The organism is Rhodoluna sp., assembly GCF_044232805.1.
In the GTDB taxonomy this organism is placed as follows: Bacteria; Actinomycetota; Actinomycetes; order Actinomycetales; family Microbacteriaceae; genus Rhodoluna.
On the sequence record NZ_JBIILG010000008.1, the window covers coordinates 25,797 to 43,674 of the forward strand.

Here is a 17,878-nt window from a genome sequence, read left to right on the forward strand (position 1 = left end):
AGATTAATCGACCGAGAGCTTTCATGACGGAAATCACCCCCGAACTGGTCAGGCACCTAGCTGGGTTAGCCCGTATAGAGGTAACCGAGGCCGAGGTTGCCCAATTCGCCAGCCAGCTAGCTCTGATTGTTGATTCGGTTGCCACCGTCAAGGCGGTTGCCAGCCAAGACATTGTGGCTACCAGCCACCCAATTCCAATGGCCAACGTCTTCCGCGACGATGTTGTGACCGCTTCGCTGACCCAGGAGCAGGCTCTGTCTGGAGCCGCTGACAGCGACTCCGGCCGGTTCAAAGTCTCTGCAATTTTGGATGAGGACTAAATGGAGCTTCTGTCCAAATCCGCAAGCGAGCTGGCCAGCATGCTGGTCAAAAAAGAGATCTCCTCAGTCGAGCTCACTAAAGCCCAGCTTGACAATATCGACAAGTTAAACCCCAAGATCAATAGCTACCTCACCGTTACCCACGAGCTAGCTCTTTCCCAAGCCAAGCAGGTGGATGAGCAAAGAGCCAAGGGTGAATCTCTTCCGGCGCTCGCGGGAGTGCCAATTGCCCTCAAGGACAACCTGGCAACAATTGGTATCGCAACAACCGCTGGATCAAAGATCTTGCAGGGCTGGGTGCCTCCATACGATGCCACCGTGGTCAAGAAGATTCTTGCAAACAAGATGCCGATACTTGGCAAAACCAACATGGATGAATTCGCCATGGGTTCGTCAACTGAAAACTCCGCTTATGGACCTTCTCTAAACCCTTGGGATCTAACCAGAACCCCAGGTGGTTCTGGTGGTGGTTCATCTTCAGCTGTTGCTTCAATGCAAGCTCCGCTTGCAATCGGTTCGGATACCGGTGGCTCGATTAGATTCCCAGCAGCCGTTACAGGAACTGTCGGTGTAAAGCCTACCTATGGTGCCGTTTCTAGATTCGGGTTGATCGCCCTTGGTTCCTCTCTAGACCAGGTTGGACCAGTAACTCGAAGTGTCATGGATGCAGCGATGCTGCAAGATGCGATTGCTGGGCACGACCCGATGGACGCTACCTCCTTGCCTGAGAGTCTGGGTTCCATGGCCGAAGCGGCCAAGAACGATTCAGTCAAAGGCTTAAGAATCGGAATCATTAAAGAACTCACCGGTGAGGGCTTCCAAACAGGAGTCTCCGAAAGATTCAACGAGGCGCTAGATCTGCTGGTTGCAGCTGGAGCTGAAATAGTCGAGGTCAGCTGCCCAAGCTTTCAGTATGCAATCGCTGCTTACTACCTGATTCAACCAGCAGAGGCTTCTTCAAACCTGGCTCGCTTTGACTCAGTTCGATTTGGGCTTCGGGTTATGCCAGAGGGTGCCGCAACGGTAGAAAAAGTAATGTCTGCAACCCGTGAGGCTGGCTTTGGTCCAGAGGTAAAGCGCAGAATCATCCTGGGCACATATGCACTTTCTTCTGGTTACTACGACGCTTACTACGGCAGTGCTCAAAAGGTTAGAACTTTGATCCAAGCTGACCTGGCTAAGGCATTTGAAAAAGCCGATGTGCTAGTTTCCCCAACTGCCCCAACCACTGCTTTCAAGCTGGGAGAAAAGCAAGAAGACCCACTTGCGATGTATCTAAACGACATCGCAACTATTCCTGCCAACCTGGCAGGAATTCCTGGCATGAGCCTTCCGGTTGGTCTAGCCAAAGAAGATAACTTGCCAGTTGGAGCACAATTTTTAGCACCAGCTCGCGAGGACGCAAGGCTATACAAAGTCGGAGCGGTGCTAGAGAAATTACTTGAAGCCAAGTGGTCCAAAAAGATGATGGACTTTGCTCCAGAGCTGAAGGTGAACTAATGGCCAAAGATCAGCTCATGGATTACCAGAAAGCACTTGAAGGATACGAAGTTGTAATCGGTCTCGAAGTTCACGTTGAGCTAAACACCAACACCAAGATGTTTTGTGGTTGCGCAAACGTGTTTGGCGATGAGCCAAACACCAACGTCTGCCCAAATTGCCTTGGGTTTCCAGGAGCAATGCCTGCTGTAAATGGCAAGGCAATTGAAAATTCAATCAAGATTGGCCTTGCTCTAGATTGCGAAATCGCAGCTACTGGAAGATTCGCAAGAAAGAACTACTTCTATCCAGATCTAGCCAAAAACTTCCAAACCTCACAATATGACGAGCCAATTGCCTTCGAGGGAAAGATCGACATCGAGGTACCATCTGGCAAAGTCTTCACCGTTGAAATTGAGCGCGCTCACATGGAAGAAGACGCTGGAAAGCTAACCCACGTTGGAGGTAGCACCGGAAGAATCCAAGGGGCTGAGTACTCGCTGGTTGATTTCAACAGGGCTGGCGTACCACTGGTTGAAATCGTGACCAAGCCTATTTACGGCGCAGGCGATGAAGCCCCTGAACTAGCAGCAGCGTATGTTCGTTCGATTCGTGAGATTGTAAAAAACCTTGGGGTATCTGATGCTCGAATGGAAAGAGGAAACGTTCGCTGTGACGCGAACGTATCTATTCGCCCAAAAGGCGAAGCAAAGCTTGGCACCAGAACCGAAACCAAGAACGTTAACTCTCTTCGAAGCATCGAACGAGCAGTGAAGTACGAAATCCAAAGGCAAGCGCACCTGCTTTCACAAGGCGTTGCCATTATTCAAGAAACCCGACACTGGCACGAAGACCGCGGAGCAACTTCTTCTGGTCGACCAAAATCAGATGCCGACGACTACCGCTACTTCCCAGAACCAGATCTTGTTCCAATCCAGCCGTCAAAAGAATGGATCGAACAGATTCGCGCCACCTTGCCTGAAAAGCCAGCGGTTCGACGCAAGCGCTTGATGGAACTTTGGGGCTTTAGCGAACTAGAGTTCCGCGATGTTGTCAACTCTGACTTACTCGACGAGATTGACGAAACCGTAAAAGCTGGAGCTAAGCCCCAAGCTGCCAGAAAGTGGTGGACCGGCGAGCTTGCAAGAATTGCGAACAGCGAAGACAAGGACATCACTGAGCTTGCCATCACCCCAGTGCAGGTAGCTCAAATCGCAGAGTTAGTGGAATCAGGCAAACTTACAGACCGACTAGCCCGTGAAGTTCTAACTGGAGTATTGGCAGGCGAGGGAGACCCAGTAGCCATTGTTGCGGCGCGAGGTCTTGAAGTTGTTTCTGACGATGGAGCACTACTTGCCGCAATCGACAAGGTTCTTGCTGACCAGCCAGACGTTCTAGAAAAGATTCGTGAAGGAAAGCTTCAGGCGGCAGGCGCAGTCATCGGTGCCGTTATGAAAGCCATGTCAGGCTCTGCCGATGCTGCGAGGGTTAGAGAACTTGTAATTCAAAGGGCTACCGAAGGCTAAGACTGTCTATTTGGGACGGTGTATAACCCTGTGGATAAGTTCAAGCTTTCCCTGAAGGTTAGGGGCTATTTGCTGGGGAGAACTTCCGGCCTAGCTCCCATAATCCCCACAGCCTTGGATCCAGCCTCAGCGCCCGCCCGAAGGGCACTAGCTACCGCTTCCGGAGAGAGCTCCTGAAAACCTGGCTCTTTTGCCAGCTGAGCCAGGAACCCACCGCAAAACGCATCACCTGCGCCTGTTGGGTCCACCAGCTTTGAGCCTATGGAGGCAACTTCAATCAATTTGCCCTCTGATGTGTAGGCCTTGGCCCCAAGGTGACCGTTGGTTACGACGTTAAGCCTTACTTTTCCAGAAAGCTCAAGAAGGTCTTGTTCTTCTTGGTTTGGAAAAGCGATGTCAGCAAGGCTAATCAACTTGCTAAAACTATCCACGCCGTGATCGTTTATGAATCCGTAAGAGCCAGGATCGATTGCTAACAGTGCGCCAGCTGCTTTCACTTTGCCAGCAAATAAAGACACTTCACTGAGGGACCTTCCAAGCAAACTGTAGCCAGAAACGTAGACAACCCCAAAACCAGTTGGATCAACTTTCTCCAGATCTAAATCCTGGTTTGCGCCACGGTCAGTCAACATCGATCTACTTTGCCCATCAACTAACACCACCAGCGAGCCGGTTGGTTTAGTACTTGTTTGCAATTGGCTCTTTATTCCCTGAGCCTTTAGTTCCAGCTCAAGTTTTACAACATCAGCGCTGCCAACGCAGCCGATAAAGGTTGCGGCTGCGCCGTTGTGTGAAACCCAAGCTGCAACGTTGGCAGCTTGGCCGCCCATGGACTTTTGAATCTGAGCTTTGGTATCTGTGTTTGGTCTAATTTTTTCTTCGGGGATGACAATTAGGTCTTCGATTACGTCTCCGATAACCAAGATCTTGTTCACGAAATTGCCGCCCAAGCTTTCGCAATCTCGCCAGCAACACGCACGTTGTTTCTTGCTAGATCAAGATTCACTTCCAGGGACTTACCACCGGATTCTTCAACAATGAAACCAAGTAAGAACGGCGTTACCGCTTTGCCGGTAACCCCAGCTTTCTTGGCCGCCTCAAACGCAATTGCCAATACTCGATCGTGCTCTTTAGGGTCCCACTGCTGCTGAAGGGGAATGGGATTGGCAACAACAATTCCTTGACCGTGGCCAAGCTCGTCTTGAGCTTTCATAGCTGCTGCAATTTCTGCCGCTGAGTCGAGGTGCCAATCTAGGGTGTAACCAGAGTCGGTTAGCCAAAAGGCTGGGAACTTGTTTGTCTTGTAGCCAATAACTGGCACTGACAAAGTCTCTAGACGCTCGAGAGTCGCTGGGATATCCAGAACAGACTTCACCCCTGCGGACACAAGGGTTATCGGCGTTATGGCAAGAGTTGAAAGATCGGCGGACTCGTCGAATGTTTCTACAGCCCCGCGGTGCACTCCACCCAAGCCCCCAGTTGCGAACACTCTGATTCCTGCCAGGGATGCTAGATGCGCGGTAGCGGCAACGGTTGTTGCACCTGAGGCTTTCTTTGTCGCAAGGATGGGAATGTCCCGAACACTGGCTTTAGCTAAATCCTCGTTGGCGATCCGGTCAACACCTTTGGCATCAAGGCCAATCTGAGGAACACCGTCAAGAATTGCGATGGTTGCTGGGACCACGCCACTGGATCTAAGAATCTCTTCGAATTCTTTAGCCGCTTCTAGGTTCCTAGGTCTTGGCAGCCCGTGCGAGATGATTGTCGACTCGAGAGCCACAACCGGGTTACCTGTTGCTAGTGCTTCAGAAACTTCGGGGGAGAGAACAAATGAGGTCATGAGATAAAGCTAGCTCTCTTTGTTTGATGAAATTCATCTATTGGGGTGAGTAACGGGACTTGAACCCGCGACATCCTGGACCACAACCAGGCGCTCTACCAGCTGAGCTATACCCACCATGTCTTTGGGCTAAGCCCAAAGCTTCTATATTCTATTGCGTTTAGAGCTGGTCGGCTATTTGCTTAGCCGCTTCCGATTCTGGCCCGGGCTGCGAAACAAACACTGTCTGTCGATAGTAGCGAAGCTCAGCTATCGACTCTCTGATATCAGCCAGGGCCCTGTGGCCACCAGATTTTTTAGGTAGCTGGAAATAGACCTTGGGAAACCAGCGCTTGGTTAGTTCCTTCACAGAAGACACGTCGATGTTTCGATAGTGCAGGTGGGCATCTAGTTTTGGCATGTATCGATTTAGAAACATCCGGTCGGTACCGATTGAGTTTCCAGCCAAGGGGGCGGTTCTAACCTCCGGCGCAAACGTTTTGACGTAATCCACAATCTTTTGTTCTGCATCTGCAATTTCTAGACCATCGGCAAGAAGTGGCAGTAAACCTGACTCCTGGTGCATTTGGGTTACAAAATCCCCCATTTGCGCAAGTGACTCTGGCCTGGGCTTGATTACAACGTTTAGCCCAGCCTCATCGAGAATGTTTAGGTCGGAGTCAGTTATCAAAACTGCAATTTCAACCAGCGAGTCTTTTTCGACGTCGAGACCGGTCATCTCGCAGTCGATCCAGACTAAATTCTCCAAAGACTTCATAAGTAAGAAAGCTTAGCGTTTAAGCGCTAGGCGCTTTCTTGGCTTTGCCTTTGGCTTGCGCTTTCCTTTAGCTTTAGCCTTTAGCAACTTTCGCTCAGCTCTTCCTTCGATGAGCCAGTAAAGCACTGGAACAATAACCAGGGTCAGTACTGTCGAGGAAACTAATCCACCGATAACAACGATTGCCAAAGGCTGGCTAATGAATCCCCCACCGGTGATTCCAAAAGCTAGCGGGGAAAGCGCAAATATTGTTGCTAGCGCGGTCATCAAAATAGGGCGCAGGCGCTGCCTTGAGCCATCCATGATCGACTGCTGAATCGACTTGCCCTGCTTTCGGTATTGGTTTATTAGGTCAATAAGCACAATGGCGTTTGTGACCACCACACCAACCAGAAGCAGCATTCCAATAAGCGCTGGAACACCCAGTGGAGTGTCTGTAATTAGCAGAAGGCCCAGCGCGCCGGTTGCAGCAAATGGAATCGATATCAACAAGATCAATGGCTGCACCAAGCTACTGAAGGTGGCAACCATAACTAGGTACACAATGGCTACCGCTGCTAGCAAAGCTAGCCCTAGCTGACCAAAGGACTCAGCCTGGTCGGCAGAGACTCCACCGATGTTGGCAGTTGCACCAACTGGTAGCTCAACAGCATCAAGCGCTTCCGTAACCGCTCTAGTGACGGCTCCCAGGTCATCAGAGTCAGGAGTTAGCGAAATGGTAGCTACCCGGTCACCTTTTTCGCTGGTGATAGCTACCGGTGCCTGAACCTCCTGGATGTCAGCGATGCTGTCAAGGGAGATAACACCGGTTCTTGTTGGGATTCTTATGTCGCGAATCTCCTCAAGAGTTGCTGGAGAGTTCTCTTGAACGATGAATATCGGAGTCGCTTCGTTCTCGATGTTGACATCGCCCATCGAACCAGGTCTTAGAGTGGCCGCAACAATACCCGAAACCTGAATCTCAGTTAAGCCGGCTTTTGCAGCCGCCACACGATCAACAGTTATCTTCAGGGTTCGCTGTTGCTCAGAAAGCGAAGAGGAGATATCGGAGATGCCTTCAACATCGAGCATCCCTAAACGGACCTCTTCAACCGCTGCAAACAAAGCATCGTCGCTAGTAGCAGAGAGCTTGATGTCGATTGTTCCGGAACCACCAAAGCCACCACCACCTTGAGGAAGGGTTACTTCACCAATGTCATCACGAGAATCAAACTCGGCCTGGACAGCAGCTTGGATTGCAACGTTGTCGGCGTCTTTACTGACGGAAACTTGAATAGTGGTCGCGTTAGTGTTGCCACCAAAGTTCACGCGACCATCGGCTCTTCCGCCAAAGGTTGCAAGAACCGTCTCAACGCCTTCTTGTTCGAGAATTAGATCCTCAACAATCTTGGACGCTTCGTCGCGCTGCTCGAAGGTGCTTCCAGCAGGCAGTTCTTGACGAACCACGAAGGTGTCTCCACCAAAGTCACCTATGAAGTCGGTTTTTAGCTGCGGAACAAGTGAGAAGGTGAACAACAAAATTGCACCGGCTGCAACCAGAGTGAGTCCCGGCTTTGCTTGGGTCTTTGTTAGAACAGGAATGTAACCGCGCTGTAACCAGCTGCGCTTTTCTTTTTCTTCCTCACGCTTGCGAGCTTTCTCCATGCGGGTAGCTGCTGTCTTGGCAGATTCTTTTAGGCTCTGCTCTTCGCTGACAGGGGCTTTTAGGAACCAGTAGGCAAGCACTGGAACGATGGTTAGAGAAACCACCAGGGAAGCCAGCAGGGCGATTGTGAAGCTGAAGCTAAATGGCCTAAAGAGCTCTCCAACAATTCCTCCAACCAGGGCAACCGGCAGGAACACCGCAACGGTAGTGATGGTAGCTGAGGTAATTGCTCCAGCCACCTCTTTTACGGCGTCGATAATGGCGCGCTTCTTGGGTTCGCCATAGGACAGGTGCCTATTGATGTTTTCAATGACCACAATCGAGTCGTCCACGACTCGACCAACTGCAATGGTTAGCGCGCTCAGGGTAAATAGGTTCAGGCTGTAGCCAGAGACCCATAGACCGATAAAGGTGACAAGCAAGGAGGTCGGAATCGAGATAGCTGTGACCAAGGTCGATCGAATGGAAGCCAAGAAGATCAAGATGATCAAAATTGCGAAGGTAAGTCCAAGAGAACCTTCAATGCTTAGGTTCTCAAGCTGTTTTTCAACGAATGGTCCCTGATCAAAAACAGTGGTGATTTCAACATCGCCACCTAGTTTTTCCACCAGTTCGTCAATTTTTGCTTCAACACCGTTTGAAATTGCAACCGTGTTACCTTCTTGGGTCTTGGTGACCTGGATTCCCAGGGAATCAAGTCCATTGGTTCTAGATATAGAAGTAACCGGCTCGTAGTCGTAAGTTACTTCGGCAACTTCGCCGATGGTGAGAATTCTCGGGGTGGTGGTAGCTCCAGTTAGGCCACCAGGTAGTTGTGCAAATGAGGTAGCCGATGCAACCAAAGGAAGATTCTCAAAATCTTCAACAGAGTTGACGTTGGTTCCAATTTCAATCTGAAGTTCGCCTTCGGTGTCAGTGATTGATCCGGCGGGAAGGATAAAGCCATTAGCCCTAAGAGCATCAGTTATCGAGGTTTGAGATAAACCATTGGCCAAAAGTACGCTGGTTCGTAGATCCAAGGTGATCTGCTTCTTTTTTCCTCCGGCTACCGTGATTTCTTGAATGCCAGGAACTTGGGACAAAATCGGAACAGCGATGTCTTCCAAAACTTCAGAAATAGCTTCGTTATCACCGGTTGTTGAGGCAACTGACAAGACAATAATCGGCACGCTATCAAAAGATCCTGAGATAACTCTTGGCTCAACATCTGCAGGAAGTGAATCCTGAACATTAGCCACCACGCGGTTAAGTTCTTCTTCAACCTGAGCGGTTGAAACACCAAAATCAAATTCCACGCGAACAACCGAGACGTTAGCTCGAGACGTCGATGTGACATTCACCAGGTTCTTTAGAATCCTGGCCTCGTCTTCGATGATGGAAGAAACTTGGGCATCGACTACCTCAGGAGAGGCACCTGGGTAAGTAGTAACGATAGAAGCCTGTGGCACTTCAAAAGAAGGGAGTAGTTCTTGCTTTAGCGAACCGAGGGAGATTAGCCCAGCCACTGTGAGGATTATGGTCAAAAGCCCCACAACTGAGCGGTTGGCAAGTGAAACGGTCGAGAGTCTAAACAAGGTTGTCCCCTAAATAAGTGGTGGGTTTTTGTACCTACTAAGCAAACCACCTATCGGGCAAGGTAGCAAAAGCTTTACCCAAGCTCTCAGGCACTTCCCAGTAACTTGCCTTGTGCTGAGGGCTCGGGCGTAGGCTTAGGGGATGAAAAAAGCTCTCAAGATCCTTTCTCGAGTGCTGCTTGGGCTGCTTGTCGCAGCGCTTATTGTGCCCTTCTTGATTCCTGTTGAAACCAGTGGAACCAAGACCTATCAGGAAGCTGCTTCGTCGGCAACGAGCTTCACTAAAGCTTTAGGGATTGATGTTTACACGGAAGTAACCGAGTTTGATTGCCAGCAAGAAAGTGACTGCGGTAACCCACCGGTGTTTATCTTGCTGCACGGCTTTGGGGCTAATACCTTTTCCTATCGCTTTGTCACCGAGCCACTAAGTGCTTACGGAGAGGTCATCGCTTATGACCGCCCAGGCTTTGGCTTTACGCAAAGACCAAGTAGCTGGAAAGGTGAGAACCCATACGGATCAGCAGGTAACGACCTAATTCTTGATGAGCTAATCGCAGAGTATGCAAGCAATAGAGAGGTGTTCCTTGTTGGTCACTCAGCTGGCGGAACCCAAGCAGCGCAGTATGTGGTGGATAACCCAGGTGCTATTACCGGTCTTATTTTAATTTCGCCTGCGATACTCAGCACCGGGGGATCACCTTCTGGATTCAACTGGATATTCAGCATCCCGCAATTAGATCACCTAGGTCCGCTCCTTGTTTCCTCGATAGCCTCCAGTGGCATGGATTTACTGGATAGGTCTTGGTTCGATAAATCGAAGATCACCGATGAAATCAAAGCAGGTTATCGAGCCCCGCTGGAAATCATCGGCTGGGAAGAAGGCTTCTGGGAATTCAACCGAGCCCCGCGAAGCTTTGATGTCAAAGACCGGTTATCCGAGATCAAGATTCCAACACTTCTTATTACTGGCGATACCGACGTTGTGGTGGCAACCGCTGATACCGAGGCGCTCGCAACCATGATCGGGGGCTCAAGCCTCGTTGTTATCCCCAAATCTGGCCACCTAGCTCAGGAAGAAAACCCGGTAGAGACCATGCAGGCAATCGATGACTACTGGAACAGCCTTTCTAACTAGTTTGGGAACAAACTGGCTACCAATTGGTTGACCTCAAAGCAGAAGACGAGAAAAGGGAAACTAGGCATTGAAAATTAGGTTTGGGCTAGACACCTTCGGGGACATGACCCTAAAAGACGACGGCACGTCTGAAACAGCTGGACAAGTCATTCGAAACGTAGTCGAGGAGGCGGTGCTAGCCGAGCAAGTCGGGCTAGATAACTTCAACATCGGCGAGCACCACCGCGATGACTTCGCAGTTACTGCACCAGACACTGTTCTTGCTGGGATAGCGACAAAAACCAACACAATCACCCTGGGTTCTGGTGTGACAGTTTTGTCCCCTGAAGACCCAATTCGGGTTTACCAAAGATTTGCAACCTTGGATGGTCTATCAAATGGACGTGCCGAGATAACCGCGGGCAGAGGATCTTTCACCGAATCTTTCCCACTTTTTGGCTACGAGCTTTCAAACTACGCAGAATTGTTCGAACAGAAACTAGAAATGCTAGTTGAGCTACTTAAAGAAGGACCAGTGAACTGGTCGGGGTCAATTAGGCCGCCACTTGTAAACCAAGAGGTGTATCCAAAAACCGAGCGCGGCCAGATTCCTCTTCGAGTGGGGGTTGGTGGTTCTCCAGAAAGCGTGATTCGCGCTGCGAGGCTAAATGCCAATCTGGCATTAGCAATTATCGGGGGAGATCCTGCAAGGTTCTATCCCTACGCAAAGTTGTATCACGAGCAGATGGAACACTTTGGTAACGAAGTTCGTCAGATTTCTATTCACTCACCAGGTCACGTTGCAAAAACCGACGAGCAGGCTATTGAAGAACTCTGGCCAAGCTACCAGTCAAGTTTTGGTCGAATCGGCCAAGAACGAGGTTGGGGACCGATGACTAAAGATCACTACTTGAATGAGGTCCATAACGGCAGCTTGTATGTGGGTTCTGCTGAGACTGTCGCCAAAAAAATCGCTTACGCGCTTCAGTCAGTTGGGGCTAACCGCTTTGACCTCAAGTACTCAACTGGACCCATGCCCCACTCCAAGCTGATGAGCTCAATTGAACTATTAGGAACCGAAGTTGTTCCTATGGTGAAGCAAATCCTTGCTGAGTCATTAGCCAGTAAATAAGTCAAGCTTGTCGCTAGCAAGACATTTACGCCTGCTGAGCTAGCCTAAATACTGACCAGTTAGACACTTAGTTAGGGACAGCATGAATTTCAAGGCATTATTCGCAGAGTTTCTAGGAACAGCTCTTCTTGTTACAGCCATAGTTGGCTCCGGAATCATGGGTAGTAATCTCTCGGGCGATCTACTAGTTGCCCTCATTGCCAACGCGCTATCTACAGCTTTGGCTCTTGGTTTGCTAATCCTCACTCTTGGCCCAGTAAGCGGAGCCCATTTCAATCCAGTTGTTTCGATGGCTTTGGCTATCAACCAGAGATTTAAAGCTCCAAGAGTCGCCCCATATCTTGCCGCGCAATTCGCTGGCGCTATTTCAGGAGCAATCCTGGCAAACGTTATGTTCGGCTCTGCAGCAATTCAGGTTTCGAGTAAGGGGATGGCTAGCGAGGGCACAGCTATTGGTGAGGTTGTCGCTACCGCAGGACTAGTTTTTATCATTCTCAATTTGATTCAATCCAAGCGTGCCGACCTGATTCCCGTTGCAGTTCCAGCCTGGATTGGTTCCGCATACTTCTTTACTTCTTCGACATCATTTGCCAACCCTGCCGTGACGGTTGGAAGAATTTTTACTGATAGCTTTGCCGGAATCGGAGCCCTGTCGGTTCCAAGTTTTGTAATTGCGCAGCTACTTGGTGCAGCGCTCGGAATAGTTCTAGCAAAAGTATTTGCTAAGTCCAAAAAATAGTTTTAGGCGAAAGCTTCCGGTGGTGGGCAAGAGCACACCAAGTTACGATCTCCATAAACCGAGTCAACACGTCTGACCTTTGGCCAGTACTTCCAAAGGTGCTGTGACTTCACGGGGTACACGGCTAACTCCCTCGAGTATGGGTGGTTCCACTCTTCGGTCAAAATCTTTGCGGTATGTGGCGCTTGGCGAAGTGGGTTGTCTTCAGCGCTCCAGGTGCCAGCGCCAAGCTGGTTGATTTCATTCTTGATTGCAATCATTGCCTGGATAAAACGATCTACCTCTGGCTTGGGCTCTGACTCGGTTGGCTCGATCATGAGAGTTCCAGAAACCGGGAAGCTCATGGTTGGCGCGTGGAAACCGTAGTCAATCAATCTCTTTGCTACGTCGTCAACGCTCACGCCGGTATCTTTTGTGATTCCACGAATGTCGATAACACACTCGTGGGCGATCAAGCCTGCGTTACCGGTATAAAGCAGAGGGAAGTGATCTTTTAGCTTTAGAGCCACGTAGTTGGCTGACAAAACAGCAACCGATGTTGCATCGCGCAAGCTCTGGTTTCCCATCATGCGAATGTATGCCCATGAAATAGGCAAAATCGAAGCCGAACCAAATGGTGCTCCAGAGATAGGGCCAAAGTTAGGAAGTTCTATCTGAGCCAATGAGTGACCTGGCAAGAAGGGAGCTAAGTGAGCTCTAGCTGCTACTGGACCAACACCTGGACCACCGCCACCGTGAGGGATACAGAAGGTCTTGTGTAGGTTTAGGTGCGATACGTCGCCACCCAAAAGACCAAACTTGGCATAGCCAACTACAGCGTTGGTGTTTGCGCCATCGATGTAAACCTGACCACCTGCGGCATGAACCATGTCGCAAATGTCAGCGATAGCTTCTTCGTAAACACCGTGGGTCGACGGGTAGGTAACCATCAAAGCGGAAAGCTTGTCGCCAGCTTCGGCAATTTTTTGCTTGATGTCTTCTAGGTCTACGTTGCCCAACTCGTCGCAGGCAACAACAACCACTTTCATACCCGCCAAGATTGCAGATGCTGCGTTGGTTCCGTGGGCAGAGGAAGGAATCAAGCACACCTCACGCTGCTGATCACCACGAGAGTGGTGGTAACCGCGGATGGCCATAAGGCCAGCTAGTTCTCCCTGGCTTCCGGCGTTTGGCTGAAGCGAAACAGCATCGTAACCGGTTACGTCACAGAGCCAGCCAGTTAGCTCTTCGATTAGATTCAGATACCCTGCGACATCTTCTTTAGGCGCAAATGGGTGCATGTTGCCAAACTCTGGCCAGGTGACAGCTTCCATCTCGGTGGTTGAATTCAGCTTCATGGTGCATGAGCCAAGTGGAATCATTCCGCGGTCAAGTGCGTAGTCGTAATCCGCTAGGCGCTTTAGGTAACGAAGCATTCCCGTTTCGGAGTGATGAGAGTTGAAAACCTTATGGGTCAGGTACTCATCTTTGCGAGCAAGTGTGCCTAGCTTGCTGGCAGCAGAAGCGTTGAAGACATAGTCAACTTTGCCAGCCCCGAAGGCGGCTGCAATCTTGTTGAGCATTTCCCCATCGATGGTTTCATCGATAGAAATGCCAACAGTTTTCTCATCTAGAACCAACATCGTGATGTCTTGTTTTCTAGCGGCTTCATAAACTGTTTTTGAACTTGGAACAGTCACCTGGAAGGTGTCAAAGAACTCGTTCGGGGAAACGCTTAGCCCAGCTTTTTTGAGAGCATCGGCAAGGGCAAGAGTCTTTTGGTGAACATCGAGTGCAATAGAGCGAAGTCCCTTTGGACCGTGGTACACCGCGTACATGCCAGCCATAACAGCGAGTAGAACCTGCGCGGTACAGATGTTAGAAGTTGCGCGCTCCCGGCGGATGTGCTGCTCACGGGTTTGCAGCGTTAGTCGGTAGGCGGGTGCGCCATCGGCATCAACGGATACTCCAACAAGTCTTCCTGGCATTGAGCGCTCAAGATCATCACGAACAGCAAGGTAACCTGCGTGAGGACCTCCAAAGCCCATTGGAACTCCAAAGCGCTGAGTGGTTCCAACAGAGATGTCGGCTCCGGCACTTCCTGGTGATTCAATTAAACACAGCGCTAGTAGGTCGGCAACGGCAACCGAAAGCGCAGAGACTTTTTTGGCTGCAGCAAAAATTGGCTTTAGATCGGTTAGGTTGCCAGAAGAGCCTGGGTACTGAACCAAAACACCAAAGAATTCACCGGTTAGACCCGCTGCACCCTTGGCTGCGTCAAAGTATGCAATTTCAATTCCAACCGGGGTTGCTCTGTGCTCCAAAAGAGCTTTGGTCTGTGGGAAGCAGTCGTTGTCAACGTAGAAAACGTTGCTTGGGCTAGAAGATCCTCTTCTTGCAAGAAGCATCGCTTCTGCCGCAGCAGTTGACTCATCCAGCATTGATGCGTTGGAGGTCTTCATGCCAGTTAGGTCGTTGACCATGGTCTGGAAGTTAATGATTGCTTCTAGGCGCCCCTGAGAAATTTCTGGCTGGTAGGGAGTGTATGCGGTGTACCAGGAAGGGTTTTCTAAAACGTTGCGCTTGATCACTGAAGGAGTGAGGGTTCCGTAGTAACCCTGACCAATCAAGCTTGTGGTGACTTTGTTGTTGTTTGCGTGAGCACGAAGGGCTTTTAGGGTGTCTGATTCAGACAAGGGATCAGGAAGTTTTCCATCACCCTTGAACTGGATGGCTTGAGGCAGCGCGGTTGCCATTAGCTCGTCGAGCGATGAGTAGCCAAGCTGCTTGAGCATCTCAGATTGTTCTTGAGGGGTAGGACCGATGTGACGGTACTTGAAATCTTTGTGCTCAGGAAGCATTTGTTGGTAGTTACCCCTCGTTGGTTAGTTGAGCGTATTCTTCATGGGTTAGCAAAGCAGGTAATTCTGTGAATTTGATCTTGATCAACCATCCGGCACCCATAGGGTCCTGGTTTACTAGTTCCGGTGTTGCGGTGACGCTGTCATTTACTGCCACTATTTCACCATCTACTGGGGCGTAAAGCTCTCCGACACTCTTGGTGGATTCAATTTCGCCACAAATTTTCATATAAGTAGTTGAGCTACCAAGCTTGGGTAGGTCAACAAAAACGATGTCACCTAGCTTCTCGGCTGCATATTCGGTGATTCCAACGGTGGCCACATCGCCATCAATTGACAGCCACTCGTGCTCTTTGGTGTAGTGAAGACTTTCACGATTAGTCATCAGCCATATTCCTTTGCTTGGTTAGTTGTTTGGTCTCTTGTAAAAGGGGAGTTTTACTACTTTGTAAGGTGCCTTAGTTCCCCTGATATCAACGCTAACTGAGGTCCCAACTTCAGCAAAATCGGCCCCAACCATCGCCATGGCTACTGGATAGCCAAGGGTTGGAGACAGTGCTCCAGAGGTGATTACTCCCATTGATACGTCTGAGTCTTCTGGGAAAACTTCGTAATCAGCTCTAGCTGCTCTCTTACCTTCTCCGGCAAGGCCAACTAGCACTTGGCTTGGAGCAGACTCTGCCAGTTTAGTAAGGGCTGCTTTCCCAACGAAGTCCCCTGGCTTATCTAAGCGAACTACCTTGCCAAAACCAGCTTGGTAGGGGTTCACGCTTTCATTCATCTCATGACCATACAAAGGCATGCCAGCTTCGAGCCGCAAAGTGTCTCGGCAGGCAAGGCCCGTTGGCATGAGATCAAACTTGGAACCAGCAGACATGAGCGCATCAAAGACCTTCTCGGCTGCTGCCACTGGAATATAGATCTCGAAGCCGTCTTCTCCGGTGTAACCAGTTCGAGCCAGCAAGCAGTCAACGTCTGCAATTTTCGCCTCCGAGATCGCGTAATACTTCAAGTCTGAGAGCGGGGCTGAAGTAATTTCTCCAAGAATCTCGACAGAGTTAGGTCCTTGAATAGCAAGCAGTACCCAGGAATCGCTTTCGTCTCTCACTTCAGTATCAAAACCAGCAACTCGCTTTTGAAATGCTCCAAACACTACATCTTTATTCGATGCATTTGCTACCACCAGGTAGCTAGTTTCTGCCAAACGATAAACAATCAAGTCATCGATGATTCCACCTGCTTCGTTGCAGATTAGAGAGTACTTGGCTCTGCCAATTGCAATCTCTGAAGCTGCTCCAACAAGGGCGTAGTCAAGAAAACTAGCGGCATCTTTGCCTTCGATAAAGATCTCACCCATGTGTGAGATATCGAATAGCCCAGCTTTGGTTCTTACCGCTTCGTGCTCGGCTAAGTCAGAGCTATATCTAACCGGCATTTCCCAGCCACCAAAGTCGGTGAAGCTAGCGCCAAGATTGGCGTGTTTTTGCCGGAGTGGGATGGATTTCATGAGACTAATCTAAAGCATTGCTAGGGCACTGTTTACCCGAGGCCAATCTATGGCTTAGTGGGCTAGCGTTGATAAGAGATCGACCCAACGCGAGGAGATTCGAATGTCCCAATGGAGTAACCACCCGGCAACCGCAAAGTATGGAAAGAGCCAACTGAGTTTTGGCCAGCGATCCGCGGATATTGTTAGAAACGTAATGGGCTCTTGGCCATTCGTGTTTTCAGCTCTGGGGTTTCTTGCCCTGTGGATGTATTTCAATAATGATGGTTCTTTTGACCCGTTCCCTTTTATCTTGCTGAATCTCATCCTTTCCTGCATCGCTGCCTTACAGGGAGCAATCTTGCTTATCGCTGCCAAAAGAGAAGACCAGATCAATTCGGATCTTGCTATTCACACCTACCAAATAGACCAGGAAAACCTTGAGCTAACAAAGGAGGTTCATGAGCTAAGCAAACGAATCGAGAAGCTGACCCTAGAGGTCCACGAGGCTGTAAAAGCCAAGGAATAACAAGGCACGACCCGCCCCAACAAATGTCAGAGGCTCCAGCTAACTTCTCTGGTAAGAATTAACTACTGCTTTTGGGGGAGCATAAATGGGGATGTTTAACTGGATTAAGAAATTCTTTAGCTTCGATCCGTCGGTCTACAAACTACCGGTTGATACCAATAACGCGTCTGGGCCTTCGATGACCGAAGGTGACTTTCGGTCCGGGCCGGAAGGTTATTCACCTAATACTTCTTATCCGGATACTTTTTATGGCTCCGGTGGAGAAGGCGACCAGAACGAAGGCGATTTCAACAGGTAGCAGGCCAGAGTTTATCTCTGCAAGCTTTAGCAAGTTTCCGCAATAGGCTTGAAGGATGAACGGAACTCCTAAATCCATATTCGGAACCTTTGCACTTATCGAAATGATGACCTGGGGTTTGCTTATTGCAGCCATCATCGCCAGGGAAACAATTGGGCTAGCGCCAAACATGTTCTTTATCGCTGGTGCCACCCACGGTTTTGCATTTATTGGCTACTCCGCCACAGCAGTCTTGGTTGCTGTGAATCAGCGCTGGCCGCTTGCTCGTGGGGCAGTTGCCGTGCTGCTCGCAATAGTTCCTTTTGCGACCGTGCCATTTGAAAAGTATCTCGAGAAGCGCAAGCAACTAGATGGTGAATGGCGCACCGAGAAGTCAACGAACCCGCTCGATAAGACTAAATTCGATCAGCTGTTCAGGTGGTTTATCAACCATCCGGTGATTTTGGTGTTGACCCTGTTTATCTCCGTGATTGGCCTCTTTACCTTGTTGTTATGGCTCGGCCCCCCTGGTGAGTGGGGAAACTAGAGCTCCTAGGAGCTTTTACTTCGATACCCAGGTCTTTGGGCCAGAAATGATTCTTTGGCAACATAGACTTATC

The 17,878-nt window shown here is 49.9% G+C and carries 16 protein-coding genes and 1 tRNA gene; 9 read left to right on the forward strand and 8 right to left on the reverse strand.

Annotation, left to right across the window (positions count from 1 at the left end; translation table 11 throughout):
• Positions 1-23 precede the first annotated feature (23 nt).
• Genes gatC through gatB form a run of 3 tightly spaced genes read left to right on the forward strand, consistent with a single transcriptional unit; the run spans position 24 to position 3,325 of the window.
• Positions 24-320, forward strand: a complete 297-nt coding sequence (gene gatC / locus AC9UES_RS02430) for an Asp-tRNA(Asn)/Glu-tRNA(Gln) amidotransferase subunit GatC (protein WP_509526452.1) — start codon at positions 24-26, stop codon at positions 318-320.
• Positions 321-1,820 carry an Asp-tRNA(Asn)/Glu-tRNA(Gln) amidotransferase subunit GatA gene (gene gatA, locus AC9UES_RS02435; RefSeq protein ID WP_509526455.1) on the forward strand — a complete coding sequence of 500 codons (1,500 nt, stop codon included), beginning with the start codon at positions 321-323 and terminating at the stop codon, positions 1,818-1,820.
• The gene (gatB, locus tag AC9UES_RS02440; RefSeq protein ID WP_509526458.1) at positions 1,820-3,325 is read left to right on the forward strand and encodes an Asp-tRNA(Asn)/Glu-tRNA(Gln) amidotransferase subunit GatB; all 1,506 of its coding nucleotides are present in this window, start codon (positions 1,820-1,822) and stop codon (positions 3,323-3,325) included. Before gatA ends, gatB begins: the two co-directional genes overlap by 1 nt.
• 65 nt (positions 3,326-3,390) lie before the next feature.
• On the opposite strand, the gene AC9UES_RS02445 is transcribed toward gatB, so the two are convergent.
• The 5 genes from AC9UES_RS02445 to AC9UES_RS02465 all read right to left on the reverse strand — a co-directional run bounded on the left by AC9UES_RS02445 (position 3,391) and on the right by AC9UES_RS02465 (position 9,141).
• Positions 3,391-4,260 carry a carbohydrate kinase family protein gene (locus AC9UES_RS02445; protein ID WP_509526460.1) on the reverse strand — a complete coding sequence of 290 codons (870 nt, stop codon included), beginning with the start codon at positions 4,258-4,260 and terminating at the stop codon, positions 3,391-3,393.
• Positions 4,257-5,165 (reverse strand): pseudouridine-5'-phosphate glycosidase, encoded by a 909-nt coding sequence (locus AC9UES_RS02450; RefSeq protein WP_509526462.1) that lies wholly within the window; start codon positions 5,163-5,165, stop codon positions 4,257-4,259. The genes AC9UES_RS02445 and AC9UES_RS02450 overlap by 4 nt, the downstream gene beginning before the upstream one ends.
• A gap of 41 nt (positions 5,166-5,206) precedes the next feature.
• Positions 5,207-5,282: transfer RNA gene (locus tag AC9UES_RS02455), tRNA-His, on the reverse strand.
• A gap of 43 nt (positions 5,283-5,325) precedes the next feature.
• The gene (gene orn, locus AC9UES_RS02460) at positions 5,326-5,922 is read right to left on the reverse strand and encodes an oligoribonuclease (protein WP_509526464.1); all 597 of its coding nucleotides are present in this window, start codon (positions 5,920-5,922) and stop codon (positions 5,326-5,328) included.
• Positions 5,923-5,934: 12 nt separating this feature from the next.
• Entirely contained in the window at positions 5,935-9,141 is a 3,207-nt protein-coding gene (locus AC9UES_RS02465; RefSeq protein ID WP_509526467.1) for an efflux RND transporter permease subunit, read from the reverse strand.
• Between the two features lie 142 nt (positions 9,142-9,283).
• Between AC9UES_RS02465 and AC9UES_RS02470 the strand changes: the two genes are divergently transcribed.
• The 3 genes from AC9UES_RS02470 to AC9UES_RS02480 all read left to right on the forward strand — a co-directional run bounded on the left by AC9UES_RS02470 (position 9,284) and on the right by AC9UES_RS02480 (position 12,126).
• Entirely contained in the window at positions 9,284-10,276 is a 993-nt protein-coding gene (locus AC9UES_RS02470; protein WP_509526470.1) for an alpha/beta fold hydrolase, read from the forward strand.
• 67 nt (positions 10,277-10,343) lie between these two features.
• Positions 10,344-11,387, forward strand: a complete 1,044-nt coding sequence (locus tag AC9UES_RS02475) for an LLM class flavin-dependent oxidoreductase (RefSeq protein ID WP_509526473.1) — start codon at positions 10,344-10,346, stop codon at positions 11,385-11,387.
• Between the two features lie 82 nt (positions 11,388-11,469).
• The gene (locus AC9UES_RS02480; protein ID WP_509526475.1) at positions 11,470-12,126 is read left to right on the forward strand and encodes an aquaporin; all 657 of its coding nucleotides are present in this window, start codon (positions 11,470-11,472) and stop codon (positions 12,124-12,126) included.
• A gap of 2 nt (positions 12,127-12,128) precedes the next feature.
• On the opposite strand, the gene gcvP is transcribed toward AC9UES_RS02480, so the two are convergent.
• From gcvP to gcvT, 3 genes are read right to left on the reverse strand one after another with little or no spacing between them, the layout of a single operon-like run.
• Positions 12,129-14,966, reverse strand: coding sequence for an aminomethyl-transferring glycine dehydrogenase (gene gcvP / locus AC9UES_RS02485; RefSeq protein WP_509526478.1), 2,838 nt, complete (start codon positions 14,964-14,966; stop codon positions 12,129-12,131).
• A gap of 10 nt (positions 14,967-14,976) precedes the next feature.
• On the reverse strand, positions 14,977-15,351 hold the full coding sequence (gcvH, locus tag AC9UES_RS02490; RefSeq protein WP_509526480.1) for a glycine cleavage system protein GcvH: 375 nt from the start codon (positions 15,349-15,351) through the stop codon (positions 14,977-14,979).
• A 21-nt stretch (positions 15,352-15,372) separates the two neighbouring features.
• Positions 15,373-16,473 carry a glycine cleavage system aminomethyltransferase GcvT gene (gene gcvT / locus AC9UES_RS02495; RefSeq protein ID WP_509526482.1) on the reverse strand — a complete coding sequence of 367 codons (1,101 nt, stop codon included), beginning with the start codon at positions 16,471-16,473 and terminating at the stop codon, positions 15,373-15,375.
• Between the two features lie 103 nt (positions 16,474-16,576).
• Here gcvT and AC9UES_RS02500 point away from each other — a divergent pair, with 103 nt between their 5' ends.
• The 3 genes from AC9UES_RS02500 to AC9UES_RS02510 all read left to right on the forward strand — a co-directional run bounded on the left by AC9UES_RS02500 (position 16,577) and on the right by AC9UES_RS02510 (position 17,805).
• Positions 16,577-16,981: a DUF1003 domain-containing protein gene (locus AC9UES_RS02500; RefSeq protein ID WP_509526485.1), complete on the forward strand. Its 405-nt coding sequence runs from the start codon at positions 16,577-16,579 to the stop codon at positions 16,979-16,981.
• A gap of 91 nt (positions 16,982-17,072) precedes the next feature.
• Positions 17,073-17,279, forward strand: a complete 207-nt coding sequence (locus tag AC9UES_RS02505; RefSeq protein WP_509526487.1) for a hypothetical protein — start codon at positions 17,073-17,075, stop codon at positions 17,277-17,279.
• 55 nt (positions 17,280-17,334) lie between these two features.
• A complete protein-coding gene (locus tag AC9UES_RS02510) occupies positions 17,335-17,805 on the forward strand; it encodes a DUF3817 domain-containing protein (RefSeq protein WP_509526489.1) in 471 nt (156 codons plus the stop codon).
• The last annotated feature ends 73 nt before the right edge of the window (positions 17,806-17,878 follow it).